At 59.2% G+C, this 25,555-nt stretch carries 26 protein-coding genes and 1 pseudogene; 7 read left to right on the forward strand and 20 right to left on the reverse strand.

From position 1 onward, the window contains the following. Positions 1–4: 4 nt before the first annotated feature. Positions 5–598 (reverse strand): hypothetical protein, encoded by a 594-nt coding sequence (locus ABIE16_RS17930; protein WP_090457722.1) that lies wholly within the window; start codon positions 596–598, stop codon positions 5–7. After that, positions 564–1,304 carry an SURF1 family protein gene (locus ABIE16_RS17935; RefSeq protein WP_218494531.1) on the reverse strand — a complete coding sequence of 247 codons (741 nt, stop codon included), beginning with the start codon at positions 1,302–1,304 and terminating at the stop codon, positions 564–566. Before ABIE16_RS17935 ends, ABIE16_RS17930 begins: the two co-directional genes overlap by 35 nt. 71 nt (positions 1,305–1,375) lie before the next feature. Here ABIE16_RS17935 and ABIE16_RS17940 point away from each other — a divergent pair, with 71 nt between their 5' ends. Next, positions 1,376–1,579: a twin transmembrane helix small protein gene (locus tag ABIE16_RS17940; protein WP_057712609.1), complete on the forward strand. Its 204-nt coding sequence runs from the start codon at positions 1,376–1,378 to the stop codon at positions 1,577–1,579. Positions 1,580–1,587: 8 nt separating this feature from the next. Here the strand turns inward: ABIE16_RS17940 and ABIE16_RS17945 are convergent, their stop codons facing one another. The 5 genes and pseudogenes from ABIE16_RS17945 to coxB form a co-directional block, all read right to left on the reverse strand. After that, complete coding sequence (locus tag ABIE16_RS17945; protein ID WP_090452324.1) at positions 1,588–2,475, reverse strand: cytochrome c oxidase subunit 3; 888 nt, start codon at positions 2,473–2,475, stop codon at positions 1,588–1,590. A 25-nt stretch (positions 2,476–2,500) separates the two neighbouring features. Then, complete coding sequence (locus tag ABIE16_RS17950) at positions 2,501–3,052, reverse strand: cytochrome c oxidase assembly protein (RefSeq protein ID WP_056726726.1); 552 nt, start codon at positions 3,050–3,052, stop codon at positions 2,501–2,503. Positions 3,053–3,059: 7 nt separating this feature from the next. Continuing rightward, a pseudogene (locus tag ABIE16_RS17955) lies at positions 3,060–3,185 on the reverse strand (outer membrane lipoprotein carrier protein LolA); the annotation flags it as partial. Further along, a complete protein-coding gene (ctaD, locus tag ABIE16_RS17960; RefSeq protein WP_057712611.1) occupies positions 3,182–4,774 on the reverse strand; it encodes a cytochrome c oxidase subunit I in 1,593 nt (530 codons plus the stop codon). The pseudogene ABIE16_RS17955 and the gene ctaD, both read right to left, overlap by 4 nt. Before the next feature lie 82 nt (positions 4,775–4,856). Beyond that, positions 4,857–5,984 carry a cytochrome c oxidase subunit II gene (gene coxB, locus ABIE16_RS17965; RefSeq protein WP_429521677.1) on the reverse strand — a complete coding sequence of 376 codons (1,128 nt, stop codon included), beginning with the start codon at positions 5,982–5,984 and terminating at the stop codon, positions 4,857–4,859. 369 nt (positions 5,985–6,353) lie between these two features. On the opposite strand from coxB, the gene ABIE16_RS17970 reads away from it, so the two are divergent. After that, complete coding sequence (locus ABIE16_RS17970) at positions 6,354–7,004, forward strand: hypothetical protein (RefSeq protein ID WP_057712613.1); 651 nt, start codon at positions 6,354–6,356, stop codon at positions 7,002–7,004. 119 nt (positions 7,005–7,123) lie between these two features. Here the strand turns inward: ABIE16_RS17970 and ABIE16_RS17975 are convergent, their stop codons facing one another. The 3 genes from ABIE16_RS17975 to ABIE16_RS17985 form a co-directional block, all read right to left on the reverse strand. Further along, entirely contained in the window at positions 7,124–8,647 is a 1,524-nt protein-coding gene (locus tag ABIE16_RS17975; protein WP_429521678.1) for a SulP family inorganic anion transporter, read from the reverse strand. A gap of 91 nt (positions 8,648–8,738) precedes the next feature. After that, positions 8,739–9,470 (reverse strand): carbonic anhydrase, encoded by a 732-nt coding sequence (locus ABIE16_RS17980; RefSeq protein WP_008045785.1) that lies wholly within the window; start codon positions 9,468–9,470, stop codon positions 8,739–8,741. A 244-nt stretch (positions 9,471–9,714) separates the two neighbouring features. Beyond that, a complete protein-coding gene (locus tag ABIE16_RS17985; RefSeq protein ID WP_429521679.1) occupies positions 9,715–10,773 on the reverse strand; it encodes a PA0069 family radical SAM protein in 1,059 nt (352 codons plus the stop codon). Between the two features lie 224 nt (positions 10,774–10,997). Here ABIE16_RS17985 and ABIE16_RS17990 point away from each other — a divergent pair, with 224 nt between their 5' ends. The 3 genes from ABIE16_RS17990 to ABIE16_RS18000 all read left to right on the forward strand — a co-directional run bounded on the left by ABIE16_RS17990 (position 10,998) and on the right by ABIE16_RS18000 (position 12,688). Continuing rightward, a complete protein-coding gene (locus ABIE16_RS17990; RefSeq protein ID WP_349735885.1) occupies positions 10,998–11,300 on the forward strand; it encodes a hypothetical protein in 303 nt (100 codons plus the stop codon). Between the two features lie 85 nt (positions 11,301–11,385). Beyond that, complete coding sequence (locus ABIE16_RS17995) at positions 11,386–11,934, forward strand: hypothetical protein (RefSeq protein WP_429521680.1); 549 nt, start codon at positions 11,386–11,388, stop codon at positions 11,932–11,934. A 109-nt stretch (positions 11,935–12,043) separates the two neighbouring features. After that, positions 12,044–12,688: a tyrosine-protein phosphatase gene (locus ABIE16_RS18000; protein ID WP_198530227.1), complete on the forward strand. Its 645-nt coding sequence runs from the start codon at positions 12,044–12,046 to the stop codon at positions 12,686–12,688. 41 nt (positions 12,689–12,729) lie between these two features. On the opposite strand, the gene ABIE16_RS18005 is transcribed toward ABIE16_RS18000, so the two are convergent. Together ABIE16_RS18005 and prlC are read right to left on the reverse strand one after the other, a co-directional pair. Next, the gene (locus tag ABIE16_RS18005) at positions 12,730–13,017 is read right to left on the reverse strand and encodes a YheV family putative zinc ribbon protein (protein WP_057712619.1); all 288 of its coding nucleotides are present in this window, start codon (positions 13,015–13,017) and stop codon (positions 12,730–12,732) included. Continuing rightward, positions 13,014–15,065, reverse strand: coding sequence for an oligopeptidase A (gene prlC, locus ABIE16_RS18010; protein WP_102669514.1), 2,052 nt, complete (start codon positions 15,063–15,065; stop codon positions 13,014–13,016). Before prlC ends, ABIE16_RS18005 begins: the two co-directional genes overlap by 4 nt. A gap of 88 nt (positions 15,066–15,153) precedes the next feature. On the opposite strand from prlC, the gene ABIE16_RS18015 reads away from it, so the two are divergent. Next, a complete protein-coding gene (locus ABIE16_RS18015; protein ID WP_150812651.1) occupies positions 15,154–15,699 on the forward strand; it encodes a gamma carbonic anhydrase family protein in 546 nt (181 codons plus the stop codon). A gap of 25 nt (positions 15,700–15,724) precedes the next feature. Beyond that, positions 15,725–16,375 carry an HAD family hydrolase gene (locus ABIE16_RS18020; RefSeq protein WP_429521681.1) on the forward strand — a complete coding sequence of 217 codons (651 nt, stop codon included), beginning with the start codon at positions 15,725–15,727 and terminating at the stop codon, positions 16,373–16,375. Positions 16,376–16,502: 127 nt separating this feature from the next. Here the strand turns inward: ABIE16_RS18020 and ABIE16_RS18025 are convergent, their stop codons facing one another. The 8 genes from ABIE16_RS18025 to ABIE16_RS18060 all read right to left on the reverse strand — a co-directional run bounded on the left by ABIE16_RS18025 (position 16,503) and on the right by ABIE16_RS18060 (position 25,475). Continuing rightward, on the reverse strand, positions 16,503–17,126 hold the full coding sequence (locus ABIE16_RS18025) for an ABC-type transport auxiliary lipoprotein family protein (protein WP_429521682.1): 624 nt from the start codon (positions 17,124–17,126) through the stop codon (positions 16,503–16,505). Further along, the gene (locus ABIE16_RS18030; protein ID WP_429521683.1) at positions 17,123–18,061 is read right to left on the reverse strand and encodes an MlaD family protein; all 939 of its coding nucleotides are present in this window, start codon (positions 18,059–18,061) and stop codon (positions 17,123–17,125) included. Before ABIE16_RS18030 ends, ABIE16_RS18025 begins: the two co-directional genes overlap by 4 nt. Position 18,062: 1 nt before the next feature. Beyond that, positions 18,063–18,866 (reverse strand): ABC transporter ATP-binding protein, encoded by an 804-nt coding sequence (locus ABIE16_RS18035; protein WP_057712625.1) that lies wholly within the window; start codon positions 18,864–18,866, stop codon positions 18,063–18,065. Further along, on the reverse strand, positions 18,863–20,011 hold the full coding sequence (locus ABIE16_RS18040) for an MlaE family lipid ABC transporter permease subunit (RefSeq protein WP_429521684.1): 1,149 nt from the start codon (positions 20,009–20,011) through the stop codon (positions 18,863–18,865). Before ABIE16_RS18040 ends, ABIE16_RS18035 begins: the two co-directional genes overlap by 4 nt. A 54-nt stretch (positions 20,012–20,065) precedes the next feature. After that, positions 20,066–21,094 carry a DUF5924 family protein gene (locus ABIE16_RS18045; RefSeq protein ID WP_057712627.1) on the reverse strand — a complete coding sequence of 343 codons (1,029 nt, stop codon included), beginning with the start codon at positions 21,092–21,094 and terminating at the stop codon, positions 20,066–20,068. A 228-nt stretch (positions 21,095–21,322) separates the two neighbouring features. Beyond that, a complete protein-coding gene (locus tag ABIE16_RS18050) occupies positions 21,323–22,699 on the reverse strand; it encodes a M16 family metallopeptidase (protein ID WP_429521685.1) in 1,377 nt (458 codons plus the stop codon). Positions 22,700–22,755: 56 nt separating this feature from the next. Further along, complete coding sequence (locus ABIE16_RS18055; protein ID WP_090452300.1) at positions 22,756–24,414, reverse strand: Na/Pi cotransporter family protein; 1,659 nt, start codon at positions 24,412–24,414, stop codon at positions 22,756–22,758. A gap of 293 nt (positions 24,415–24,707) precedes the next feature. Then, the gene (locus ABIE16_RS18060) at positions 24,708–25,475 is read right to left on the reverse strand and encodes a TerC family protein (protein ID WP_090452298.1); all 768 of its coding nucleotides are present in this window, start codon (positions 25,473–25,475) and stop codon (positions 24,708–24,710) included. Between the last annotated feature and the right edge of the window lie 80 nt (positions 25,476–25,555).

The following is a 25,555-nucleotide window of genomic DNA, read 5'->3' on the forward strand; positions in this document are numbered from 1 at the left end:
GCCCTTATCCGATGTTCGACAGTTTCAGCAGGTGGCGCAGATCGTTGAGCAAGTCCTTGCCCTTCACCGACGGGTCGTAGCGCAGCACCAGATTGCCGTGGGGGTCGATGATCCACAGGTGCGGCACGTCATTGCTCTGAGCGCCTTTTGTGTAGGCAGGCAAGTCCAGTGAATAACGTTGCAACTGCGGGTACTCGCGTTGAAGTTTAGTCTCGTAATCGCTGTTCAGCGTCTGCGCGGTGGCCAATGCATGGCTGGCGCGGGACGCATCGCGGCCCAGGCCGATCTGGATTTGCCGCGCCAGATACACCAGTTGCTGGCAGTCCACCGCGCAATCCTTGGGCGCGGTCACCAGTATCTGCCAACGCTCTTCCTGGGCCTGCACGCCGATGTCCGCCCGGGTCTGACCGTTACCGATCAGCTCGCCGTGATAACTGCGGCCCTCGGGCACCCAGAAATTCAGCTTGTACATGCCGGTGGCAAGGATCATCGGACCGATCACCCCGAGCAGGATCAGCAGCAGTTGCATACGGCCCTTGCGCCGGTTCACCAACGGTTTCGCCTCAGACATGCTGGGTGGATTCATGGCCGCTCCCATGGTGTTTCTCCTTTGCGTTGTGCCAGCCGAGATAGAGATAAAGACCGAACAGGACGATCGCCATGGCGAACCACTGCACGGCATAAGCGATGTGTTTTTCCGGGCCCATGGCGACTACGGGCCAGTCGGCCTGGTAGATGGCGGGTCCGGTTTCGGCACGTAGTTCGTAGGCAAAGCCTTCGCGATTCAGTGCTGTCCAGAGCTTGTCTGGCTCAACGGCCGTAATCAGCTTCGGCCATGTCAACGTTGTGGGATCTGCGTGCAATTGGAACGTCGCCCCAGGGGAGACGTAGACCCACGCGTCAAGGCTTACCGCCTCGGTGGGTGTCTTGAATTGCGGTGGTGTGCGGCGCTCCGGCCAAGGCAACCAGCCGCGATTGACCAGCAGCCAAAGCCCGGTGGCCTGATCGTGAAAGGGTTGCAACAGCTCGACGCCAACCCTGCCGTTGCGCTGACTGTTATCCAGCAGCAGGCTGTGTTCGGCATCGAACCGGCCGTACAGGTGAACCCGACGGAAGGCCGGGTCTGTCGTGTGTTGCAGTTCGGTGCTGGCCATCGGCTCGGCGGCCCGCCGCTCGGTGTAGCTTTGCAGCAGCGCGCTTTTCTCCGCGCCCCGGCTCAACTGCCAGAACCCCAGGGACACCAGTAGCGGCAGCAGCAGCGCCACCACCAGCGTTGGCACGATACCTGGCCGAAAGCACTTCATGGCATTGCCAGAAAATCGGTCATCGCGATAGCTATACTCAAGTACATCGCTTGTCCCCCCGGAGTCTCACCATGCTCAAAGCAGCCATCGTCCTGATGCTGATTGCCACGGTTGTCAGCCTGTTCAGCGGCCTGTTTTTTCTGGTCAAGGACGACAGCCGCTCAAACCGCCTCGTCATTGCCTTGAGTGTTCGTGTGACCCTGGCCGCCCTTACCCTTGGCTTGATTGCCTGGGGCTTTTTCAGCGGCCAGCTGGTTTCCAATGCCCCCTGGTAACTGCTGCTTTAAAGCACATAGACGAAAACAAACAGCCCGATCCACACCACGTCCACGAAGTGCCAGTACCAGGTCGCCGCTTCGAAACCGAACTGGTGCTCGTTGTCGAAGTGCCCGCGCATGATCCGCACCAGCATCACGAACAGGATGATGGTGCCGATGGTGACGTGGGCGCCATGGAACCCGGTGAGCATGAAGAAGGTCGCGCCGTAGATGCCCGAGCCCAGGGTCAGGCCCAGTTCGCGGTAGGCGTGCATGTACTCTTCGGCCTGGAAGATGAGGAACGCACTGCCGAGCAATACAGTGAGTGCCAACCAGAGTTTCAGTGCGCCGCGATGGCCCTTTTTCAAGGCATGGTGGGCGATGGTCACGGTCACGCTGGAACTGACCAGCAACACGGTATTGAGCAGCGGCAGGCCCCAGGGGCTAATGACTTCCTTGGGCGGCGGAAACAGTTTCGAGTCGGGGTTGCTCAGCAGCGGCCAGGTGAACTGGAAGTTCGGCCACAGCATATGCGCCATACCTTTGGCGCCTTCACCACCGAGCGCCGGTCCGGAGATTTGACGCACATAAAACAGCGCGCCAAAAAAGGCGATGAAGAACATCACCTCCGAGAAAATGAACCAGCTCATGCCCCAGCGGAACGAGCGATCCATCTGTGCGCTGTACAAGCCGCCGCGACTTTCCTTGATCACCGTGCCGAACCAGCCAAACAGCATGTAGGCCAGCAACAGCCCGCCGACGAAAAAGATTAGCGGCCCGTGGGATTCCGGACGCGCTGCTTTCAGATCATTGAACCAGGTGGCCAGGCCAAACACCGTGACGAACATCCCGACCGTGGCGATGATCGGCCATTTGCTCTGGGCCGGGACGTAATAATGTTCATGAGTTGCCATTTATTGTTCTCCTTATCGGGCACGCTCAGCCGCCAGTGTTTACAGCTACCGGTGGATGTCGGGCGGTGATATCGAACAGCGTGTAGGACAGCGTCAGGTGCTTCACATCCTTGGGCATATCACGGTCAACGATGAAACGTACCGGCATCTCGATCCGCTGACCGGGCTGCAGCACTTGCTGGGTAAAGCAGAAACATTCGGTCTTGTGGAAGTACGCCGCCGCATTGCTGGGCGCGATGCTCGGCACGGCTTGGGCGCTCATCGGTTTATCGGTGGGGTTGTGGGCGATGAAGATCATCTCGTTCACCGCCCCCGGGTTCGCGGTCAATTCGTCATGTTTGGGGTAAAAGTCCCACGGCATGTCGGCGGTGTTGGTCGACAGAAACTGCACGCGCACCTGCCGCGAGGTGTCGACCGTTTGCTCACCCTCGTACTGCCCGCCGGTCTTGCCATTAATGCCGAAGGCCTTGCACATCACGTCGTAGATCGGCACCAGGGCAAAGCCGAACACAAACATTGCCACCACCACGGTCAGCAGGCGCGTGACCAGTTTCTTCATCGAAATCGAGTCAGCCATGATTTCCGCACACCCCTGCAGGAGCGAGCTTGCTCGCGAAAAACTTGAGAGCGCCGTGGTGTGTCAGGCTTCCAGCGTCATCGTTGACGACCATCGCGAGCGAGCTCGCTCCTACAAAGGGCCAGGCGTTCATTTCACTTCCGGCGGCGTGGTGAATGTGTGATACGGCGCCGGCGACGGGATGCTCCACTCCAGACCTTCAGCCCCATCCCACGGCTTGGCCGGTGCCGGCGCGCCGCCGCGAATGGTCTTGATCACGATGAACAGGAAGAAGATCTGCGTGGCGCCGAACATGAATGCGCCGATCGACGACACCATGTTGAAGTCGGCGAACTGCAGGTTGTAGTCCGGAATCCGTCGTGGCATGCCCGCCAGCCCCACAAAGTGCATCGGGAAGAAGGCCAGGTTCATGCCGATGAACGACAGCCAGAAATGCAGCTTGCCGAGGGTTTCGTCGTACATGTGGCCGGTCCATTTCGGCAGCCAGTAGTAGGCCGAGGCGAAGATCCCGAAGATCGCCCCCGGCACCAGCACGTAATGGAAGTGCGCGACCACGAAGTAGGTGTCCTGGTACTGGAAGTCCGCCGGGGCGATGGCCAGCATCAACCCGGAGAAACCGCCGATGGAGAACAGGATCACGAACGCCACGGCAAACAGCATCGGCGTCTCGAACGTCAGCGAGCCCTGCCACATGGTGCTGGCCCAGTTGAACACCTTCACGCCCGTCGGCACCGCAATCAGCAACGTGGCGTACATGAAGAACAACTCGCCCACCAGCGGAATGCCGACCACGAACATGTGGTGCGCCCAGACGATGAACGACAGGAACGCGATACTCGCCGTGGCGTAGACCATCGAGGTGTAGCCGAACAGTGGCTTGCGCGAAAAGGCCGGAATGATCGAGCTGACGGCGCCGAACGCCGGCAGGATCATGATGTACACCTCGGGGTGACCGAAGAACCAGAACACATGCTGGAACAGCACCGGGTCTCCGCCACCGGCGGCACTGAAGAAACTGGTGCCGAAGTGGATGTCCATCAGCATCATCGTCACACAACCGGCCAGTACCGGCATCACCGCAATCAGCAGGAACGCGGTGATCAGCCAGGTCCAGACGAACAACGGCATTTTCATCAGCGTCATGCCGGGGGCGCGCAGGTTGAGGATGGTGGCGATCACGTTGATCGCGCCCATGATCGAACTGATCCCCATCAAGTGGATGGCGAAAATGAAGAAAGTCACGCTTTCCGGCGCGTAGGTCGTCGACAGCGGCGCATAGAACGTCCAGCCGAAGTTCGGCCCGCCACCCGCAGTGAACAGGGTCGACACCAGCATCAGGAACGCCGCCGGCAACAGCCAGAAGCTGAAGTTGTTCATGCGCGGCAGGGCCATGTCCGGCGCGCCGATCATCAGCGGGATCATCCAGTTGGCGAGGCCGACGAAGGCCGGCATCACCGCACCGAAGACCATCACCAGACCGTGCATGGTGGTCATCTGGTTGAAAAATTCCGGCTGGACGATCTGCAGCCCCGGCTGGAACAACTCGGCGCGAATCACCATCGCGAACGAACCGCCAAGCAGGAACATGGAGAACGCAAACCACAGGTACAACGTACCGATGTCCTTGTGGTTGGTGGTCAGCACCCAGCGCATCAGGCCTTTTGCGGGGCCATGGGCGTGGTCGGTGGCGGTATGAACATGCTCATCGATTACAGCAGTCATGTCCTGTCTCCTGCAAACAGATGGACTGGGCGGGCCGGGGTGCGTAGCCCCGACCGGTTCCTTACGTGCGCAATAGACCGGGTCATTTGCTTTCCGCCTGTTTCAGCTCCAGCACTTCTTTAGGCGTGACCATGTCGCCCTTGTTGTTGCCCCAGGCGTTACGTTCATAGGTCACGACCGCCGCGATATCGACCTCCGAGAGTTGCTTGCCGAATGCGGCCATGGAAGTGCCAGGCTTGCCGTGGAAAACAATGCTCAGGTGAGCGTCTTTCGGTCCGGTGGCGATTTTCGAGCCCTTGAGTGCCGGGAACATCGGCGGCAGACCCTGGCCTTCGGCCTGGTGACAGGCCACGCAGGTGGTGTGATAGACCTTGTCGCCGCGTTCCTTGAGCTCCTCGAGCGTCCATTCCTTGCTGGTCAGCTCTTTGAGCTGCGCGGCCTCGGCCTTGCGATCGGCCAGCCATTTTTCGTAATCGGGCTTTTCCTTGACCTCGACCACGGTCGGCATGAAGCCGTGATCCTTGCCGCACAACTCGGCGCACTGGCCACGGTAGATGCCGGGCTTGTCGATACGGGTCCAGGCTTCATTGACGAACCCGGGAATCGCATCGCGCTTGACCGCGAAAGCCGGCACCCACCAGGAGTGGATCACGTCGGCGGAGGTCACAAGGAAGCGCACCTTGGCACCGACCGGCAGCACCAATGGCTTGTCGACTTCGAGCAGATAGTGCTCGCCCTTGGTTTCCTTGTTGTGGATCTGATCCTGGGGGGTGGTCAGGTTGCTGAAGAACTCGACGTCCTGGCCCAGGTATTTGTAGTGCCACTTCCACTGGTAACCGGTGATCTGGATGTCGATTTCCGGCTCACTGGCGTCGTACATCTTGATCAGGGTCGCGGTAGCGGGAACCGCCATGGCCACCAGGATCAGGAAGGGCACGATGGTCCAGAGAATTTCGACGGTGGTGCTTTCATGAAATTTGGCGGCCACCTGCCCGGTCGAGCGGCGGTGGAGAATCATCGACCAGAACATGGCACCAAATACGATGATGCCGATCACCACACAGATCCAGAAAATGATCATGTGCAGGTCGAATACTGCGTGACTGATTTCAGTCGCTCCAGGCGCCATATTCACAGTCCAGGCCGCTTGCGCCTGACTGAAAATCGACCACAACAGGAGGCCCATCCAGACATGTGGATGTCGCATCATTGCGGGTTCCCCTTATCGTTCTTGTTATCCCGCCGGCTTTCACCTGCGGCAAGGGAGCGGCTGCATCAGACTACGAACTTGAGCACCGGGCCTTGCTGCATATGCAGTCGGGCGTCATCAGCTAACTCCATTCCACCCCGAGTATAGACAGCGACTCTCACCTCGCAATGCGAAGGCGTAAATGATCTGAAACAGCATTAACTTGCGTTGCAGGGCACGAATGGAGAAGGATGCAGACGAGTGGTGGCAAATCGATATAACGGGACCGTCTCAAGGATGAAATAATTATGACAAATGCGTCTTAGCATTTTTCGTAAGCCAGCTAAGTTATGTCTTCCCTATTTCATTGCCTTGTTTCCTGGAGTTTTCATGAACACCGCCGCATTGCGCGAGCAGATCCAAACAGCCCAACAACACGAAGCCGAGACCGGTCTGCTGACGCGTCAACTGGAAAGCAAACTGGCTCATCTGCACCCGGCGATCCAATTGCCGGAGGCCGATACCAAAGGCGTACTGACGCGATTTGTCGCCGCCTACATCGAAGAAGTGCCTGATCTGCTGGATGCAGCCAATGAAGTCGCCAGGGAAGCGGGCATTGAGTCACAGATCAAACCGGTGCTGAAAATCGCCGAGCAATACTTCCTCCAGCCGCCAGCCATCATGGCCGGCCATGCCGGGCTCGACAGTCTGCTGGATGAAGCCTATCTGGCGCACCGGTTTGTCGAAGAGGTCAACGACCTGTACATCAAGCATCTTGGCCAGCCACTGATCCCCTTGGACATGACTGTCGCCAACCTGATTGCTCACCAATTGATCGGTGAGACGTTCGCCAACCAACTGGACGAAGTGGTGCATCACGCCATCGACGAGATGCTCAACGACGAAACCTTCGCACTGGAGTCCGTGGAAGCCTACCGCGAGAAGCTCAACAGCCCGGACACCGGCGCCGCGTGGAAACGCTGGCCGTGCATGTCCCGCCGTTTGGGCGTAGGCCTGGAACTGGATCAACCGGCGGCTTGATTCACCGGTAAACACAATCCCCTGTGGGAGCGAGCTTGCTCGCGATGAGGCTATGTCATTCAACATCAAAGTTGACTGATCTACCGCCATCGCGAGCAAGCTCGCTCCCACATCGGGCCTCAGCCAGCCGCACCTATGCCCGTGTTGGTACGAACCCTGCCTTCAAGTCTGCGCTTCAGCCCCCGTGATTCAATCAACAGCTTCGAACCCTTGGCCGCATTCGCCCGGCCCCACTCCTCCAGAAGCTCCAGACACGAGTGATCGATGTAGCTCAGGTTGTTAAGCGGCACATGCACCGTCGCGCCTGGTGGAATACTACCCAGCACCTGGGTCAGCGCCGGCACTTTGAGGAAGGTCGCCGCGCCCACCAGGCGCAATTCCATTTCCCCTTCCTGAGGCAGGTCGATCAGGCTGATTTTCAATCGCGAAGCTTTCAGCGCCAGTTTCACCAGCGTCAGGCCGAAGCCAATCAATACGCCAGTCAGCAGGTCCGTGAAAACGATGGCGAGCGCGGTTGCCGCATAGGTGAACATCGGTGCCCGACCATACCGGCCCAAACCACGGAATACCTTGAGATCCACCAGCTTGAAACCGGTGTACACCAGCACGCCCGCCAGGCTCGCCACCGGAATGCTTTGCAGCACGCTGGATAGCAACAGTATGAACGCCAACAACCACAGGCCGTGGAAAATGGTCGAAAACCGCGTGGTTGCGCCGGCCTGAACATTCGCCGAACTGCGTACGATAACGCCGGTCATCGGCAATGCTCCAAGCAGGCCACACAGCATGTTGCCGATACCTTGCGCCGACAATTCCCGATCGAAGTCCGAGCGCTGACCGCTGTGCATGCGATCAACCGCGGCGGCTGAGAGCAAGGTTTCGGCGCTCGCGATGAAAGCCACGGCAAACGCCGCGATCAGCAAGGCCGGATCAGCCAGGTTGAGCAGATCCGCTGGCTTGAGCCAGTCGATGGCCTCCGTCAGGTTGGCCGGAACCTCAACCCGTTTGACCTGCAACGCCAGCATCAGGCTGGCAAGCGTGGCCAGACCGACGCCAAGTAGCGCGCCAGGAACGAAGCGCAGGGATTGCGGACGGAATTTATCCCACAGCCACATGACGGCGATTGTCGACAAACCGAGCAACCCGGCTTGCCAGCCAAACGTGGGCAACGCCAGAGACAGCGCCGCCGGGAAGGCCGCCAGGTTATCCAGACCCGAAGGTTTGGGCACGGCATCCAGCATCACATGCACCTGAGACAGGATTATCAGCACGCCAATCCCGGCCAGCATGCCGTACACCACCGCGGGTGCCGTCACTCGAAACCAGCAGCCCAGCTTCAATCGGCCAGCCACCAGTTGCAGCAAACCCGCCAACAACAGTATCGGCCCGAGCATGGCGATGCCGTGCTGGCGGACCAACTCGAACACCAGAACGGCCAGGCCCGCCGCCGGGCCGCTGACTTGCAGTGGCGAACCGGCCAACCAGCCGACCACCAGACCACCGATGATGCCGGTGATCAGGCCTTTGGCCGGCGGCAGCCCCGAAGCAATCGCGATGCCCATGCACAGAGGCAGGGCGACCAGAAACACAACCACCGAAGCCAGCAGCTCCCGTGGCAGAACAGCTTTGAGTCGAGCACGCATGGTGAGTCTCCCGAAATTTTTCTTCAGGCATGGCAAAGCCAGGCTGCCTGAACGGCAGCCTCGGCTGAACCACACAACGATTTAGGAGGATTTAGAAGCGCGCTTTGGGCGTCGCCACGGGAATTGGCAGGCTGCCATTGAGCGGCAGGAAACAGCCTTGATCTGCGTCGTACGCTTTGATTTCGCTGGTTTCGATGTTGTAGACCCAGCCGTGAATAAATAGCTGACCGTTGGCCATGCGCGAAGCCACCGACGGATGGGTGCGCAGATGCTGCAACTGGGCGATCACATTCTCTTCAGTGAGGATGTGCATGCTTTCGCTTTCGCTGGAGCAGTTGCAGTTCTCTTGCACCATGGTTTTGGCCACTTCGGCATGACGCAGCCAGGCTTTGACCGTGGGCATTTTTTCCAGACTGTCCGGGTTGAGCACCGCGCGCATGGCGCCGCAGTCGGAATGCCCGCAAATGATGATGTGATGCACCCCAAGAGCCAGTACGGCGTACTCGATGGCCGTGGAAACACCACCGTTCATTTGCCCGTAAGGCGGCACGACGTTGCCGACGTTACGGGTCACGAACAGGTCGCCGGGGGAGCTCTGGGTAATCAGCTCGGGAACGATGCGCGAATCGGCGCAGGCGATGAACATCGCTCGTGGCCGCTGGGCCGTGGCGAGTTTCTTGAAGAGCTCTTCCTGTTGAGGAAAGATCTCATGATGAAAATGCAAAAAGCCGTCAACGATATGCTGCAACGCTGCATCGGCGGTTTCGGCCTCGGGTTGGGCTGAAGCCGACGCAGCCAACGGCTGTTTATCCTTGTCACTCATCAATTCATCCTCATTGGCGGGCTCAGGGAGTCATCCCGTGTGGTCCGGTGTGAAGCCAGTGGCTGGTTAAAAAACATCCAGGCCAAACATCTCGACCCATCAGTCACTCGATGAACAAGGTAGCGGCCGAATCTTAATTGAAACTGAATAAAACGCTCTAGAATGCGTGTTGCAGGTCACAAAAAACGTGACCAGCCTAAGACGCAAGCGCGATCTTCAGTACTCAACCATAGGCCAATTGTCCTCAAATCAATGACATTTGGCGACCGGGCGGACAAAAGGCATTGCAGTCCAGGTCAAAGCCTTCCCGGCGATTGAGCCCCAGGCGCTTGATGGCTTTGGCAAAACGCTGTGCCAGCAGGTCGGCGAAGGGACCTTCGCCGCGCATTCGAGCACCAAAGCGGCTGTCGTAGAGTTCACCGCCACGGCTCTGGCGAATCAGGCTCAGCACATGCGCCGCCCGTTGCGGATAGTGGGCGCCCAGCCATTCTTCGAACAGCGGCGCCACTTCCAGCGGCAGACGCAGCATCATGTAGGCGGCGCTTTGTGCTCCGGCGTCGTGAGCCTCGGCGAGCAGGCTTTCGAGTTCGCTGTCGTTGATCATCGGAATCATCGGTGAACACAGGACGCCCACCGGAATGCCCGCCTCGCGCATGACCCTGATCGCCCGCAACCGGGCCTTGGGCGCTGCGGCGCGGGGTTCAAGGATGCGTTTGAGATCGTCGTCCAGGGTGGTCAGGCTGATCATCACCGCCACCAGGTTTTGCTGTGCAAGTTCGGTCAGCAGGTCCAAATCGCGAAGGATCAGCGAGCCTTTGGTGACGATGGTCACGGGATGGCGATATCGCAGCAGTACTTCGAGGGTATGCCGGGTGATCCTGTATTCACGCTCGATCGGCTGATAGGGGTCGGTGTTGGAGCCGAGGTTGATCGGCGCACATTGATAGCCGCGTTTGGACAGTTGTTGCTCCAACACATCCACAGCGTTGACCTTGGCGATCAGCTTTGTCTCGAAATCCAGCCCGGGCGACATGTCCCAATAGGCATGGCTTGGCCTCGCGTAGCAGTAGATGCAGCCATGCTCGCAACCGCGATAGGGATTGATCGATCGATCGAAGGGCAAGTCCGGCGACGTATTGCGGGTAATGATGGTTTTCGCCGTTTCAATGCTCACCTCGGTGCCCTGGGTGAGCGGTACTTCCTGATACCAGCCGTCGTCCTCAACCACCGAATGGCTGGGGGCAAAGCGGTTGTGCGGGTTGGTTGCGGTGCCGCGGCCGCGGGGAGGCAGAGAGCTAACCATCAGCGGACTCCTTGATCTGTATATCCATACAGTAACCGACTCACTGCCTGTCGACCAGTACCGCTCAGCCCTTCATCTGACAAAGGGGCATCATGATGCTTACTTGTTCATTGATAATCAGAAAACTCAGGAAACATATAGTCAGTGGTTAGATTCAATACCCAACCGTATATTCAACCCAACAGGCAATACCCTCAACAGCAATCAAATAAAAGGATTTATTAATGTCTTTCTTTAATCAGCGCGGTATTTTCCTTCAACTCATGCGACCAAATCCTTCGGAACCCAACACCTTGGTTTCTTTGCAACTGGCTCGCAAAGAGTTGAGTTGGGATGCGGAAAATGAAATGCAAGTTGAAAAGCTGGTCGACTCAACTTACTACACCGCCACTTCCACCGACCTTGGCAACTCTTTCAGCATCCGGACCGTGGGCAAGGATGTCGATGGAGACGGGACCATCGATGCCGACGACAAAGCCAAGTTACAGGCGCTGGCAAAGGCTTATGCCAGTATCGTCAATCCCTGAGCCCTGACTTTCCGATCACTGGAAAGTGCTATTGCCGAATGCATGCGGGCTCCCGCATGCATTCCAGACAGCCTGGAAGATAAAAATGTCAATGCTCATAAAAACTGGTGCTTATCTACAACAAAAAGAAACGACGAAAGGTGTGCAGGTAATTATCAAGCTAATAAGGGCAGGCGAGTATCCGAACAAAACAATGGAGCAATTCGCTGATATTCTCGCAAGCGCTCCCTCAGTGACACTCCATATAAAAGACGAAGGCAAGACTTCAAAGCTCGATTTTGATCCTTGGTCCGATATCAATGTCACTCCAGACAATAGCATCGACGAAAAGGACATTGCCGCCCTTACACAACTTGCACTCGCTTTTTATCATCAACAAATAATTGCCCCAGAGGGCATAGCGTACCTTTATCGTCTTTCCACTGAATCACCCGAGCTTCGAGTAGACGTTGAGGAATTTGAAATTGACGAAGATGATCATCAACTGTATAGCCTCGGTGTGTACGAAACTAAATCTGCAAATGCCGGCTCGTCTTTTGAAGGTCGCAAGCGCAACCCTTTAACTGGACAGGTGTTTAACTATGGGGTCGGACTGAACGAGCTGCTCAAATCCTTCATCAAACTGAAACTATAACCTGAGCGCGGACTTCACGATTCTTTGACAGTCAGCTCACAGGCCTTTGACCGTGCATGGCTGATCCTTGCCACCATCTTCCCGTCCCTTTCTGAACGGTCGCTCAAGCATGCTTTTTCCACGTTTTTTATCTGCAATATGCTTGTCGCTGGTTGTGCTCGCTAACCTGACACCGGCACTTGCTGACGACAGTGTGATGCAGCGTCCAGCAGACTGGGCTCAACAGATAGAGAAGCAATACAACCTCTTCCAGATGTCGCCGACGCTCTATCGCAGCGCCTTGCCGGACAAGGGCGCGGTGCCGCTGCTGGAGAAACTCAAGGTGGGCACTGTGATCAATTTCCTGCCCGAAGCAGACTCCAGTTGGTTGTCCGCGCCAGGTATCACGCAAGTACAACTGCCTTATCGCACCAACCATGTGGATGACGCCGATGTGCTCAAGGCCTTGCGCGCCATTCGGTCCGCCGAAGCCAAAGGCCCGGTGCTGATGCACTGCAAACACGGTTCCGACCGTACCGGCCTGATGGCCGCCATGTACCGGGCTGTCATCCAGGGCTGGACCAAGGAGGAGGCCCTGAACGAAATGACCCAGGGCGGCTTTGGCGACAGCACCCACTTCAAGGACGGAATTCGCTACATGATGCAGGCCGACGTGGAAAAACTGCGCACGGCCCTGGCCAATGGCGATTGCAGTACCAGCCCGTTCGCTGCATGTTCAATGAAGAGCTGGTTCAAGTCCGCTCATATCGAGTAAAAAAAGCCCCCGTTGCATTGCGCAACGGGGGCTTTTTTCACTCAGTTTTGTTCGTCAGGCTTTTTCTTCAGCTTCGGATTCGGGAAGAACTGAACCGGCTGAACCTTGGTGTCGGCAGGTTTGGGGGCGCTGGTGTTCACCCGCGTACCCAACTCCTTGGGCACCGACAGCCCTTGCTCATTGAGTGTGTCGGAGTAACCGCAGGCCACGCACTCTCGGTGCGGGACCTGGTCTTCATTCCACATCATCAATTTGTCCGGCTCGCTGCATGCCGGGCAGACCGCCCCGGCGATAAAGCGTTTTTTCGTAATCACAGGTCCCTCACTCATGCTGCCGCGCCCTCACTCAGGCCGCTATGGCGCAAGAGTGCGTCAATTGATGGCTCACGACCACGGAAGTCGACGAACAGCACCATCGGCTCCTGGGAGCCGCCACGGGCCAGGATTGCTTCGCGGAACGCACGACCGGTGTCGGCGTTGAGCACGCCTTCTTCTTCGAACTTCGAGAACGCATCGGCCGACAGCACTTCAGCCCACTTATAGCTGTAGTAACCCGCGGCGTAACCGCCAGCGAAGATGTGCGCAAAACTGTTGGGGAAGCGGTTGTAGGCCGGCGGACGCATCACCGAAACCTCGTCACGCACGCCTTCAAGCACTTGCAGCACGCTGCGGCCGTCGCCGTGGGTGGCGTGCAGTTCGAAGTCGAACAGCGAGAACTCCAGTTGGCGCACCATCATCAGGCCGGACTGGAAGTTTTTCGCCGCAAGCATCTTCCCAAGCAGGTCCTGAGGCAGCGGTTCGCCGGTTTCATAATGACCGGAAATCAGCGCCAGGCCTTCCGGCTCCCAGCACCAGTTTTCCATGAACTGGCTCGGCAGCTCGACCGCATCCCAAGCCACGCCGTTGATGCCGGACACGCCAGCATGCTCGACGCGGGTCAGCAGGTGATGCAGACCGTGACCGAACTCGTGGAACAGGGTGGTGACTTCGTCGTGGGTCAGCAGCGCAGGCTTGCCGCTGTCGGCCGGGGTGAAGTTGCACACCAGGTTGGCCACCGGGCTTTGCAATACACCACCAGCGGTGCGACGACGGTCGCGGGCGCCATCCATCCAGGCGCCGCCACGCTTGTTGGCGCGAGCATAGAGGTCGAAGAAGAAGCGGCCAACGTGCTGGCCGTTTTCCTTGATTTCAAACAGGCGGACATCCGGGTGCCAGGTGTCGAAGCCTTTCTGCTCGGCAATCTCGATGCCGTACAGGCGCTGGACGATGGCGAACAGACCGCTGAGTACCTTGTCGATCGGGAAGTAGGCGCGCAGGGCTTCCTGGGCGACGCTGTAACGCTGTTCACGGAGTTTTTCGCCGTAGAAACCGCTGTCCCAGCTTTGCAGATCCGGGCAGCCCTGTTCGGCGGCATAAGCCTTGAGCTGTTCCAGATCCTGGGCAGCGAACGGTTTGCTGCGCTTGGCCAGGTCGCGCAGGAAACTCAGCACCTGATCGCTGGACTCGGCCATTTTGGTCGCCAGGCTCAACTCGGAGAAACTGCTGAACCCCAAGAGTTTTGCCAGTTCCTGACGCAGGTCGAGGATTTCTTCCATGACCGGGCCATTGTCGTTCTGGCCTGCGTTCGGCCCCTGGTCCGACGCCCGGGTGCAGTACGCGGCGTAGACTTCTTCACGCAGCGCGCGGTCCTGGGCGTAGGTCATCACCGCGTAATAGCTCGGGAATTCCAGGGTGATCAGCCAGCCGTCCAGATCCTTGGCCTGAGCTGCGGCTGCCATTTGCGCTTTGGCCGAATCGGTCAGGCCGGCGAGGGCGGCTTCATCGGTGATGTGCTTGGTCCAGGCCTGAGTGGCATCGAGCAACTGGTTGGAAAAACGGCTGCCCAATTCGGACAGCTTGCTCTGCACTTCGGCGTAACGCTTTTGTTCGGCTTCCGGCAGGTCGATACCCGACAGACGGAAGTCACGCAGGGAGTGTTCCAGGATAGTTTTCTGCGCCACGTCGAAGCCGGCGGCCTCCGGGCTGCTGGCCAGGGCTTCGAAAGCCTGGAACAGTTCGCGGTTCTGACCCATTTCAGTGGAATAGGCGCTCAAGGCAGGCAGGCACGACTCGTAGGCTTCACGCAGTTCGGCGCTGTTGCACACGGCATTGAGGTGGCTGACCGGGCTCCAGGCGGCGCCCAGACGGTCGTTGAGTTCGTCCATCGCCAGCACCAGGCCAGCCCACGTTGGCTGTTTGACCTGGGTCTTGAGGATCTCGACGATAGCGGCACGGTTGTCAGCCAGGATCTGTTCAATGGCCGGTTGTACGTGTTCGGCGCGGATGGCGGAGAACGGCGGCAGGTCATAGGACTGCAAAAGAGGGTTGTTCACGCTCACGGTTGATACCTTGGCTGGAGAAACATGCAGCCATCTTAATTACAATCGACGTTCACCGCAGCTATCAGCAACAGAGAGAAACCCTATCGTGAACCTTCGCAAGTATCAGAACCACACGCCGCTGCTGGGTAAAGGCGCTTTTGTCGACGGCTCGGCAGTGGTGATCGGCGACGTTGAAATCGGCGAAGACAGCTCGGTCTGGCCGCTGACAGTGATCCGTGGCGACATGCATCGAATCCGCATCGGCGCGCGCACCAGCGTGCAGGATGGCTGCGTGTTGCACATCACCCACGCCGGGCCGTTCAACCCGGACGGCTTTCCGCTGCTGATCGGCGATGACGTGACTATCGCCCACAAGGTCATGCTGCATGGCTGTTCGGTGGGCAGCCGGGTGTTGATCGGCATGGGCAGCATCGTCATGGACGGTGCGGTGGTCGACGATGAGGTGATCATCGGTGCCGGCAGCCTGGTACCGCCGGGCAAGCATCTGCAAAGCGGCTTCCTGTATGTGGGCAGCCCGGTGAAGCAGATCCGCCCGCTGACCGACAAGGAACGCGCGTTTTTCACCTACAGCGCGGCGAACTACGTGAAGCTCAAGGACCTGCATCTGGCCGAAGGCTACGACCAGCTTTGACCCGGCCCCTTATTCAGGATTCGACATGCATTACCAAACCGTTTTGTTCGACCTCGATGGCACCCTGACCGACCCACGCGAGGGCATTACTCGTTCGATCCAGTTCGCCCTGAGCAAACTGGGTATCGATGAGCCGGACCTGGCCAGACTCGAACACTTCATCGGCCCGCCGTTGTTGCAGGCATTCATGCAGTTCTACGACTTCGATGAAGCCAAGGCCTGGGAAGCGGTGAATTTCTACCGCGAGCGCTTCAAGGTCACCGGCCTCTACGAAAACCGGGTGTTCGATGGTGTCACGCCACTACTGGAAACCCTGAGCGGGCAAGGCCGACAGCTGTACATCGCGACCTCGAAACCGTGGGTGTTCGCCCGGGAAATCGCCCGGCATTTCGATTTTGCCAAACACTTCAAGGTGATTTACGGCAGCGAACTGGACGGCACCCGGACCAACAAGGTCGAGCTGATCGCTCACCTGATGGCCGAAGAAAACCTGGACCCGGCCAACACTTTGATGATCGGCGACCGCAAGCACGACCTGATCGGCGCGCGCAGCAATGGCCTGGACGCGGCGGCGGTAGGTTACGGGTTCGGCAGCCATGAAGAGTTGAGCGCCGAAGCACCGGCGTATCACTTTGAAACGCTGGAAGCGCTGCATCAGGCGTTTTTACAGCGTTGACAGGATCGACACAAATCAACTGTGGGAGCGGGCTTGCTCGCGAAGGCGGTGTATCAGGCAACATTGTTGTCGACTGACACTCCCTCTTCGCGAGCAAGCCCGCTCCCACAGGGGACGGTGTACTTCCTCAAGGTCTGGGCGACGGCGCGAGTCTCTGTCCTTGCTCAACCGCCCAGTTCACCACCTGCGCGGTCAACTGATCGTTCGCCTGACCAAACCCCGCCACCACCGCCGGGACTTGCACATTGCTCAACGGCTGGCGCACTTCAAAGCGGCGGCTGGCGAGGATGCGCTGGTCGTAACTGCGCACCAGCAATGCATCCAGACGCACGACCGTGCTGGCATTCGTGCCCTGGTATTCAGTCTGGAACGCCTGCAGGCTGCCGCCCAATTCAAGATCGGTCTGGAAAATGCTGTCATCAGTGCTCAGCAGCGGCACCCGCCCGTCATGCTGGAAACCTTCCAGCAGGCGATTGCGCACCAGCACCGGCGCCGGGTCGCTCCAGCGTGAACCCTTGTAGTGGCTGATCACATCGCCCTGGGGAATTACGGCAATGTTCGGACTGTTCAACGCTTCGCTGGACTGGAATTTGCTCAGGCGCAGCGACCAGCGCTGCGGCGTGCCATGGCTGGCCGATGCGCTCTGGGCCGACGGCAATCGATAGACCTCGAAGGGCTCGGGCTTGGGCAGGATCGAGCACGAACTGATCAATGTGAAGCCAGCGAGGAGGGCAATCCGAATCAGCTTCATGGCGTAAATTCCTTGGTCTTGTCACTGCCCAGCAGGTAACCGCTGGGGTTTGCTTCCAGGCGTGTGGTAATGGTGCGCAACGAACTCAGGGTTTCGCGCATCTCACGGACCGCCGGCCCCAGGCCATTAAGGCCTTGCATGCCGCTGTTGAGCGAATCCTGATTGGCGGCGATCAGTTTGTTGAGGGTGGCGCTGCTCTCCTGCAGCGACTTCATCGCCTGCTCGGCACTGCCCAGCGCTTCCTTGCCATGCTCGTTGAGCAGCCCGTTGGCATTGCGCATCAACGTCGTCGTCTGCTCCAGCATGGTGTTGGCCTGCTTGCCCACCGAGGCCAGTTGCTGCATGGCCTGGCGGATATCGCCGCGCTGATCGGCAATGGCCCCGGTGGTTTGCTCCAGGTGCTCCAGGGTGTTGCTGATGCGCTCGATGTTTTCCGCGGAGAACATCAGGTTGGCGTTATGCATCAGCGTACTCACCCCGGCCATCAGGTCTTCGCTGTCATTGAGCAGCCGGGCGATGGGCGAGGGCGAGGCGACGATGGTCGGCAGGTTGCCGTCCTTGCCCTTGAGCGTCGGACTCTGTGGTGTGCCGCCGCTGAGTTGGATGATCGAAGTCCCGGTGACGCCGGTCAGGGCCAGTTTGGCCTGGGTGTCCTCCTTGACCGGGGTATCGCCGGCCAAGCGAATTCGCGCCAGCACCCGGCGCGGGTCTTTCGGGTCCAGGCGCAGCGAGATCACGTCGCCGACCTTGATCCCGCTGTACTGTACCGAGCTACCTTGGGACAAACCGCTGACCGCCTCGTTGAACACGACTTCGTAGTCCTTGAACTCGGTGTCGACACTGGACTTGGCCAGCCACAGGCCGAACAGCAGCGCGGCCGTCACCACAATCACGGTGAACAGGCCGATCAATACATGATGGGCTCGGGTTTCCATGTCAGACCTCGTTGAGCTGTTGGGCGGCCGTCAATGCCGCGCGGCCACGAGGGCCATGGAAGTATTCGTGAATCCACGCATCGTTGGTTTCCGAAACCTTGTCGATGGCGTCCGCCACCAGCACTTTTTTCTGCGCCAGCACCGCCACCCGGTCAGTGATGGTGTAGAGCGTGTCGAGGTCGTGGGTCACCAGAAAGACACTCAGGCCCAAAGCATCGCGCAGGGTCAGGATCAATTGGTCGAACGCGGCGGCGCCGATCGGGTCGAGACCGGCGGTGGGTTCGTCGAGAAACAGGATGTCCGGGTCCAGTGCCAATGCCCGGGCCAGCGCGGCGCGCTTGATCATGCCGCCGGACAGCGACGAGGGGTACTTCTCTGCGGCCGACAGCGGTAACCCGGCCAAGGCCATTTTCACCGCCGCCAGGTGCTCGGCGTCGTTGCGGCTCAAGCCGGCGTGTTCGATCAGCGGCAGGGCGACGTTCTCGGTCACCGTCAGTGAAGAGAACAGCGCGCCTTTCTGGAACAGCACGCCGAATCGCCGCTCCACCAGCGAACGCTCGTGCTCGGACAAGGTCGGCAGGTTTTTCCCGAAAACTTTCACCACGCCTTCGCTGGGCTGGCGCAACCCGACAATGCTGCGCAGCAGCACCGACTTGCCGCTGCCGGAGCCGCCGACCACGGCGAGGATCTCGCCCTTGTACAAGTCCAGGTCGAGGTTCTCATGCACGCTCTGGCTTCCAAAACGGTTGCACAACCCACGGACTTCAATCACCGCCTCGGAGGGCGCTCTGGGGATACGACTCACCAACCCATCTCCATGAAAAACATCGCGGCGATCGCATCCATCACGATCACCACGAAAATCGACTGCACCACACTCGACGTGGTGTGCGCGCCCACAGACTCAGCGCTGCCACTGACCTTGAAGCCTTCGAGGCAACCGATGGCGGCGATGAGGAAGGCGAACACCGGCGCTTTGACGATCCCCACCAGAAAGTGCTGAACGCCGATGTCCGTTTGCAGCAGCGACAGGAACATCGCTGGCGAGATATCCAGCGCCACCGCGCAGACCACGGCACCGCCGATAATCCCTGACAGCATCGCCAGGAAGGTCAGCATCGGCAGGGCGATCAGCAACGCCAGGACCCGCGGCACCACCAGCAACTCCACGGGGTCGAGGCCCAGGGTGCGGATAGCGTCGATTTCCTCGTTGGCCTTCATCGAACCGATCTGCGCCGTGAACGCACTGGCGGTGCGCCCGGCCATCAGGATCGCGGTCAGCAGCACACCGAATTCGCGCAAGAAGGCAAACCCCACCAGGTCCACGGTGAAGACGGTGGCGCCGAAAGTGGCCAGCACCGTCGACCCGAGAAACGCCACCACGGCGCCCACCAGAAAAGTCAGCAACGCAACGATGGGGGCGGCGTCGAGACCGGTCTGTTCGATATGGGCGATCATCGGCGTGACGCGCCAGCGCTTGGGACGGAACAGGCCGCGGACGATGGTTTCGATGATCAGTCCGACGAAACCCAGCAGTTGCAGGGTGTCCTGCCAGACAGTGTCCACCGCGCGGCCAATGCGGGTCAGCAACTGAATGGAAACGCTGACTTCCGGCTCCTTGATCGGTACGCAGAAATCGGTCAACGAGCAGTAGACGGTTTGCAGCAACGCCCGATCCGCGGCAGGGAGTGTGCAATCAGGATGTTCGGCAGAGCGACCGAGGCGCTCGGAGCCGAGCAGCTCGACCAACAGCGAGGCACCGGCGGTGTCGAGGGCGCCGAGACCATTGAGGTCGATGGGGGTGTTGGCGTCGTACTGGCCGTGGAGTTTTTCGCTCAACAGCTTGAGGTCAGCGTAATGGGTAAGCGTCCAGTCGCCCGTCACCCGCAACCGCGCAGGGGTAATCGAGGAGTCCAATCGGGCGTTGCCGGCCATCGTGCTGCTGATCATAAGCTCCGTGCTTGTTCAGTGATTACGCAGCTCTACGTAATAGCACGAACCGGACTACTTTTCTTTGATCGCTGTGCTGTCCGTGACTTTGAAGCGCAGCACGCCAATGACCTGGCCATCTTCGGTCAGGACCCGAACCTGCCATTTGCCGGCCGGGTTGCCCGGGAAGTTCTGCTTGTGGGTCCAGGCCCGGTAACCTTCCTTGCGCCCGCCACGAATATCCAGGGGGATGCGGTCGACCTCTTTACCGTTGAACTGCCAGACGTGATAAATCCGCTCGTCCAGACCACGCGGGGCGTTGATCGCGGTGTACGCGTAAAGCCCGCCATTACGGATCTGTTCGGCGCTGACTTCGTCGAGGCTGGCGCCAGGTGTGCGATCCTGCATTTGCGTACTGATGGCCACGTCGGTCATCCACAGCGTCGCCGGCGGCACCCACGAGCGCAGCTCCCAACCAACGGCGCCGATGCCCAGGGTGATACTCAAGATCGCCAGCGCATTGCGCAGGGTACGAATAGGGAAGATCGACGCCAGGCTCGGGAACGACAGCAGCACCGAGATACCCAGTGCCCATTTGAAACTTTGCGCGGTGGTCAGGTGCATGATCACCGGCAATGCGGTGAGCAGCGCGGCGAACAGGGTCAGGGTGTGCAGGGCCAGAAACGCCCAGCGCCGTGGAGCCAGCCACTTGTAGTAGAGCGGGTCGACGATCGAAATCAGCGCCGCGACGCCCAGCAACCCGGTGAAAAACAACTGGCCGCTGTTCCACGTCGTGGTGATGAAGAAGAACGGCAGGACAAAGAACAGGCTTTCCTGATGGATCATCTGCGTTGCGTAACGCAACAACGGTTCCGGTATTTCGCGCTTGAAGATGCGCGTGAACAGCTTGGTCAGGCTGTTTTCCAGCATCAGCCAGATCCAACTGATCAGCATGATGGTGGTGATCCAGCTCGCCAGGCCTTGCTGGCGATCGACCAGAATGAAACTGCCCACCCCGGAGATGAAACCAAAGAGCGCAATGACCCCAGGGTACCGCTTCATCAAATCAAGGATGCGCTGTACGAAAAGGGATAGGTTTTGCATTCGGTGGTTTCACAGTCGTCGTAGGAAAAAACCTCGACAGGGTACCGCTGGTGCGGCGCTGTGGCGAGGGTTCACGATCAGTTACACCACGCAACCTGTAGGAGCGAGCCTGCTCGCGATGAGGCCGGCACATCCAACATTTTCGGCGGCTGACAATCCGCTATCGCGAGCAAGCTCGCTCCCACAGGGAACCGGCAAGGCCTCTCAGTCCGTTGTCACATGGAATGGTTACTTCCTGCGGTGCAAACGCCAGCCCACCAACATCAACACGATCAAGCCCACCCCACCGACCACCAGCCACATCAACTGGTCATAACTGAACAAAGGCTTCTCGATCCGCAAATACCCCGGTTGCAGGAGCAATTCACGCACGGCCTTGTTCGCTTCTTCCAGGCTCACCCCTTGCAGCTCCCGGGCCGGGTTGGTGAAGTGACCGTCCTCGTAGTTACCGATGGCGCTCCAGTAGTAGTCGGCCAACGCGCTGTTGCCTTGTACGGCCCAGGCCTGGCGGGCAATCGCGGCCTGCTTGAGGCGGTTGAAGGTGTCGGCATTGAGGCCGTCCTTGAGCAGACCGGCCTTCAGGTCCTCGAGTACTTGTTCGGCATCGGCCACGGCGTCGCGCTCAAGGTCGGCGTTGAGGCTCATGAAACCTACGCCGCCGAACACCTCGCGCTCCGCCCACGGGCCGTAGGACAAACCGTGAGCCAGGCGTAACTGGCGATAGAGCGCCCAATCCAGATAGTCCTTGAGCAAATCGAAGGTTTCATCGTGCCCATCCTCCAGTACCGGCTCCGGCACCAGCCAGTGCAACTTGGCGCCGTTGCCGACCAGACTGTGGGTCAAGGTGCGCTCATGGGTGGCGCTGGCCTGGATTTGCGGCAGCGGCGGATGCTCGCCAGGGGTGATCGCTTCCAGCGCGCCATACTCCCGTTCCAGATAGGCTGGCAGCAACTTGTCGAGGTCGCCGACCACGATCAGGGTCATGTTGTTCGGCGCATACCAGTCCTTGCGCACCTGCTCCAATTGTTCACGGGTCAGGTCATCGACCTGCGCACGCTCCGGGCATTTGAGGCCCAACTCCACGGCCAGTTGGTTGCTGGCCGTGTGGCCGAGGTCCTGACGATCGAGCCAGCGCTGCAGGTGCGAGTAGTGGCCGCCGTCTTCACGCTCGACCACTTGCTTGGCCGCGTTAATGGCGCTGTCGTCGAAGCGGGTCTGGGTCAGCAGCGCCAGCAACAGGTCGAGCACCTTGCGCTGGTTTTTCGCCGGGGCTTCGATGACGAAAGTCGTATCGGCATTACTGGTGAACGCGTTCCACTCGCCGCCCAGAGCCTGCATGCTTTCTTCCAGGCCGCCTTCGCCGCTGGCGTCGATACCGCTGAACAACAAGTGTTCCAGCAGATGCGGCAACTCCTTTTCTTCGCACTTGAAATCGTCCAGGCCAACGCCGACCACCAGCCGGATCGCCACATGCCCGTGGTCAGTGCCGGGCTTGAGCAGCAACTGCAAACCGTTGCGCAGGGTGTAGCCCTCGACCTGGAAGCGATCCAGGGCGAATGACGGGAGTGAACCTAGCAACAGGCAGGCGAACAACAGACAACGCATAACGAGCTTCCGTACGGCTAGCGTAAGTTCAACAGACTTCAGGCAACTGTGGACGTTCAGGGTGAATGAGTGATGTCGCTCAAATCGTCGACCACCAGCGCACCTGTGTCCGATGTTTCCAGCACCACGTAGGCACTGCTGCAAAACAGCGAATTAAGACGCTTCATGTCGGCGATCAGCTCCAGGTGCAACGAACTGGTTTCGATACTTTGCACGATTTTACGTTGCAAGCGGCTGACATGAGCGTGAGCCAGGCGCCGTTCCTGTGCGCGGAAACGACGTTTTTCACGCACCAGCTGGCGGGCACTTTCCGGGTCGCCACTGAGAAACACCGACATCCCGAGCCGCAGGTTGGAAATCAACTGAGTTTGCAGCCCGGTCAATTCGTCCAGCCCCACTTCGGAAAACGACCGGCGCTGCGAGGTTTTCTGCTGCTGGACCTTGCGCAGCATGCGTTCGATCAAGTCGCTGGCCAGTTTCAGGTTGATCGCCAGTTCGATGATTTCCGCCCAACGCCGGCTGTCCTGATCGCTGAGATCTTCCCGGGGCATTTGCGCCAAATACAACTTGATCGCGCTGTAGAGCGCTTCGACATCGTCGGTCAGGCGCCGCATTTCCTGGGTGACGGCGGTTTGCTTTCCGCGCAACACGTCGAGCATGGCTTCGAGCATGTTGTCGATCAGGTCGCCCATGCGCAGGGTTTCCCGGGCCGCGTTGGCCAGCGCCAAACCGGGGGTGACCAACGCCGTAGGGTCAAGGTGTCGGGGCTTGGCCGTACCGTTGGCTAGCGGGCGCTCCGGCAGCACCCAGGCACAAAACCTGGCCATCGGCCCAACACTGGGCAGCAAGATCAGGCAACGCGCGATGTTGTAGAGCAGGTGAAAGCCAATGACCATTTCCTGAGGGCTGAAATCCAGGCCATCGAGCCAGTGCACCAGCGGATCGAGCACCGGAATGATCAATAAAAGACCAATCAGTTTGTACAGCAGGCTGCCCAGCGCCACTTGGCGCCCCGCGGCGTTCTGCATGCTGGTGCTGAGGAACGCGAGTACGCCGCTGCCGATATTGGCGCCGATCACGAGCCCGATGGCCACCGGCAGGCTGATCACGTTGGCGCCCGCCAGGGTCGCGGTGAGCAATACAGCGGCCAGGCTGGAATAGGAAAGCATCGCGAACAGCGCGCCGACCAGGGCGTCGAGCAGGATATCGCCGGTGAGCGAGGCGAAAATCACCTTCACCCCTTTGGCATGGGTAATCGGGTGCGCGGCTTCAACAATCAGTTGCAGCGCCAGAATGATCAACCCCAAGCCAATGGCGACACGGCCCATCTGCCCGAGTCGGGTCTGCTTGCGCGACAGAAAGAAAATCACCCCGGCAAAAATCAGCAGGGGCGACAACCACGACAGATCGAACGTCAGCACCCGCGCCATCAGGGCCGTACCGACATCGGCACCGAGCATGGTGACCAACGCTGGCGTAAGCGCCATCAGGCCCTGGCCGACAAAGGAGGTGACCAGCATGGCGGTGGCGTTGCTGCTCTGGACCATCGCCGTCACGGCGATCCCGGAGAGGAAAGCCAGCCAGCGGTTGGACATGTTATGGCTGATGACATGGCGCAAGTTGGTGCCGTAGACCCGCAGGATGCCGGTTCGGACGATGTGCGTGCCCCAGATCAGCAGGGCCACGGCAGAAAGCAAATTGAGCAGGGTGAGCATAATGACCCCCTGTGGTGTAGCGCCCCAAAGGAGCAAGTTGACGGTACCGCGCGACGTTCTACGTTCTGTACTTAAGCTGTAGTTGGCTAACGGTCTGCGCGCCAGCATCGCATAGCCAAAGACGCGATTGAAACAAAACTGTCATGAAAAGAGCGATCTTCCAGCCACACAAAACACTGTGGGAGCGAGCTTGCTCGCGATGAGGCCATCAGATTCAACTTTGACGTTGACTGACAGACCACCATCGCAAGCAAGCTCGCTCCCACAGGTTTTGCGTATTGACCGCTACCGGGTTACTGGCCCGGAATGTCCTTGCGCAGCCTTACCGGATCCTGCTGTTTCTTCTTTTTCGCGATGGCAGTGCGCATCCTGATGTTGATCGCTTCCACCGCCAGCGAGAACGCCATGGCGAAGTAGACGTAGCCTTTTGGCACGTGCACGTCCAGGGATTCGGCAATCAGCACCGTACCGACGATCAGCAGGAACGACAGCGCCAGCATCTTCAGCGATGGGTGCTTGTCGATGAACTCACTGATGGTGCCAGATGCCCACATCATCACCAGTACGGCCACGATGATTGCCGCGACCATGACCGGTACGTGGGACACCATGCCGACCGCAGTGATCACCGAGTCCAGGGAGAATACGATGTCGATGATCGCAATCTGGACGATGGTGTAGAGGAAGTTGCCGCCCTTGCCCGAAGGCTCTTCGTTGGTTTCGTCTTCACCTTCCAGCGCGTGGTACATCTCTTGCGAGCTTTTCCACAGCAGGAACAGACCACCGAAGAACAGGATCAGGTCGCGTCCGGAAATACCCTGGCCGAATACTACGAACAGGTCCGCCGTCAGGCGCATGACCCAGGTGATCGACAGCAGCAGCAGGATTCGCGTGATCATGGCCAGCGCCAGACCGAAAATCCGGGTGCGCGCCTGCATGTGTTTGGGCATGCGGCTGACCAGGATCGAAATCATGATGATGTTATCGATACCCAGGACGATTTCCAGGGCGGTCAGGGTGAAGAAGGCAACCCAGATTTCAGGGTTGGTCAGCCATTCCATGTGTATTCCTTTGAGCGATTGTTAAACCAAAACGGGCCCGGGCTTCAAACAGCGAAGCCTGGACCCGAAGTGGTGAGTCT

Source organism: Pseudomonas sp. 2725 (assembly GCF_050434585.1).
Classification (GTDB): domain Bacteria; phylum Pseudomonadota; class Gammaproteobacteria; order Pseudomonadales; family Pseudomonadaceae; genus Aquipseudomonas; species Aquipseudomonas jessenii.

What these genes read in the sequence shown, in the direction of transcription:
- ABIE16_RS17930 (WP_090457722.1), bottom strand. Translation starts at nt 598, where the DNA reads ATGGGAGCGGCCATGAATCCACCCAGCATGTCTGAGGCGAAACCGTTG.
- ABIE16_RS17935 (WP_218494531.1), bottom strand. Translation starts at nt 1,304, where the DNA reads ATGAAGTGCTTTCGGCCAGGTATCGTGCCAACGCTGGTGGTGGCGCTG.
- ABIE16_RS17940 (WP_057712609.1), top strand. Translation starts at nt 1,376, where the DNA reads ATGCTCAAAGCAGCCATCGTCCTGATGCTGATTGCCACGGTTGTCAGC.
- ABIE16_RS17945 (WP_090452324.1), bottom strand. Translation starts at nt 2,475, where the DNA reads ATGGCAACTCATGAACATTATTACGTCCCGGCCCAGAGCAAATGGCCG.
- ABIE16_RS17950 (WP_056726726.1), bottom strand. Translation starts at nt 3,052, where the DNA reads ATGGCTGACTCGATTTCGATGAAGAAACTGGTCACGCGCCTGCTGACC.
- ctaD (WP_057712611.1), bottom strand. Translation starts at nt 4,774, where the DNA reads ATGACTGCTGTAATCGATGAGCATGTTCATACCGCCACCGACCACGCC.
- coxB (WP_429521677.1), bottom strand. Translation starts at nt 5,984, where the DNA reads ATGATGCGACATCCACATGTCTGGATGGGCCTCCTGTTGTGGTCGATT.
- ABIE16_RS17970 (WP_057712613.1), top strand. Translation starts at nt 6,354, where the DNA reads ATGAACACCGCCGCATTGCGCGAGCAGATCCAAACAGCCCAACAACAC.
- ABIE16_RS17975 (WP_429521678.1), bottom strand. Translation starts at nt 8,647, where the DNA reads ATGCGTGCTCGACTCAAAGCTGTTCTGCCACGGGAGCTGCTGGCTTCG.
- ABIE16_RS17980 (WP_008045785.1), bottom strand. Translation starts at nt 9,470, where the DNA reads ATGAGTGACAAGGATAAACAGCCGTTGGCTGCGTCGGCTTCAGCCCAA.
- ABIE16_RS17985 (WP_429521679.1), bottom strand. Translation starts at nt 10,773, where the DNA reads ATGGTTAGCTCTCTGCCTCCCCGCGGCCGCGGCACCGCAACCAACCCG.
- ABIE16_RS17990 (WP_349735885.1), top strand. Translation starts at nt 10,998, where the DNA reads ATGTCTTTCTTTAATCAGCGCGGTATTTTCCTTCAACTCATGCGACCA.
- ABIE16_RS17995 (WP_429521680.1), top strand. Translation starts at nt 11,386, where the DNA reads ATGTCAATGCTCATAAAAACTGGTGCTTATCTACAACAAAAAGAAACG.
- ABIE16_RS18000 (WP_198530227.1), top strand. Translation starts at nt 12,044, where the DNA reads ATGCTTTTTCCACGTTTTTTATCTGCAATATGCTTGTCGCTGGTTGTG.
- ABIE16_RS18005 (WP_057712619.1), bottom strand. Translation starts at nt 13,017, where the DNA reads ATGAGTGAGGGACCTGTGATTACGAAAAAACGCTTTATCGCCGGGGCG.
- ABIE16_RS18020 (WP_429521681.1), top strand. Translation starts at nt 15,725, where the DNA reads ATGCATTACCAAACCGTTTTGTTCGACCTCGATGGCACCCTGACCGAC.
- ABIE16_RS18025 (WP_429521682.1), bottom strand. Translation starts at nt 17,126, where the DNA reads ATGAAGCTGATTCGGATTGCCCTCCTCGCTGGCTTCACATTGATCAGT.
- ABIE16_RS18030 (WP_429521683.1), bottom strand. Translation starts at nt 18,061, where the DNA reads ATGGAAACCCGAGCCCATCATGTATTGATCGGCCTGTTCACCGTGATT.
- ABIE16_RS18040 (WP_429521684.1), bottom strand. Translation starts at nt 20,011, where the DNA reads ATGATCAGCAGCACGATGGCCGGCAACGCCCGATTGGACTCCTCGATT.
- ABIE16_RS18045 (WP_057712627.1), bottom strand. Translation starts at nt 21,094, where the DNA reads ATGCAAAACCTATCCCTTTTCGTACAGCGCATCCTTGATTTGATGAAG.
- ABIE16_RS18050 (WP_429521685.1), bottom strand. Translation starts at nt 22,699, where the DNA reads ATGCGTTGTCTGTTGTTCGCCTGCCTGTTGCTAGGTTCACTCCCGTCA.
- ABIE16_RS18055 (WP_090452300.1), bottom strand. Translation starts at nt 24,414, where the DNA reads ATGCTCACCCTGCTCAATTTGCTTTCTGCCGTGGCCCTGCTGATCTGG.
- ABIE16_RS18060 (WP_090452298.1), bottom strand. Translation starts at nt 25,475, where the DNA reads ATGGAATGGCTGACCAACCCTGAAATCTGGGTTGCCTTCTTCACCCTG.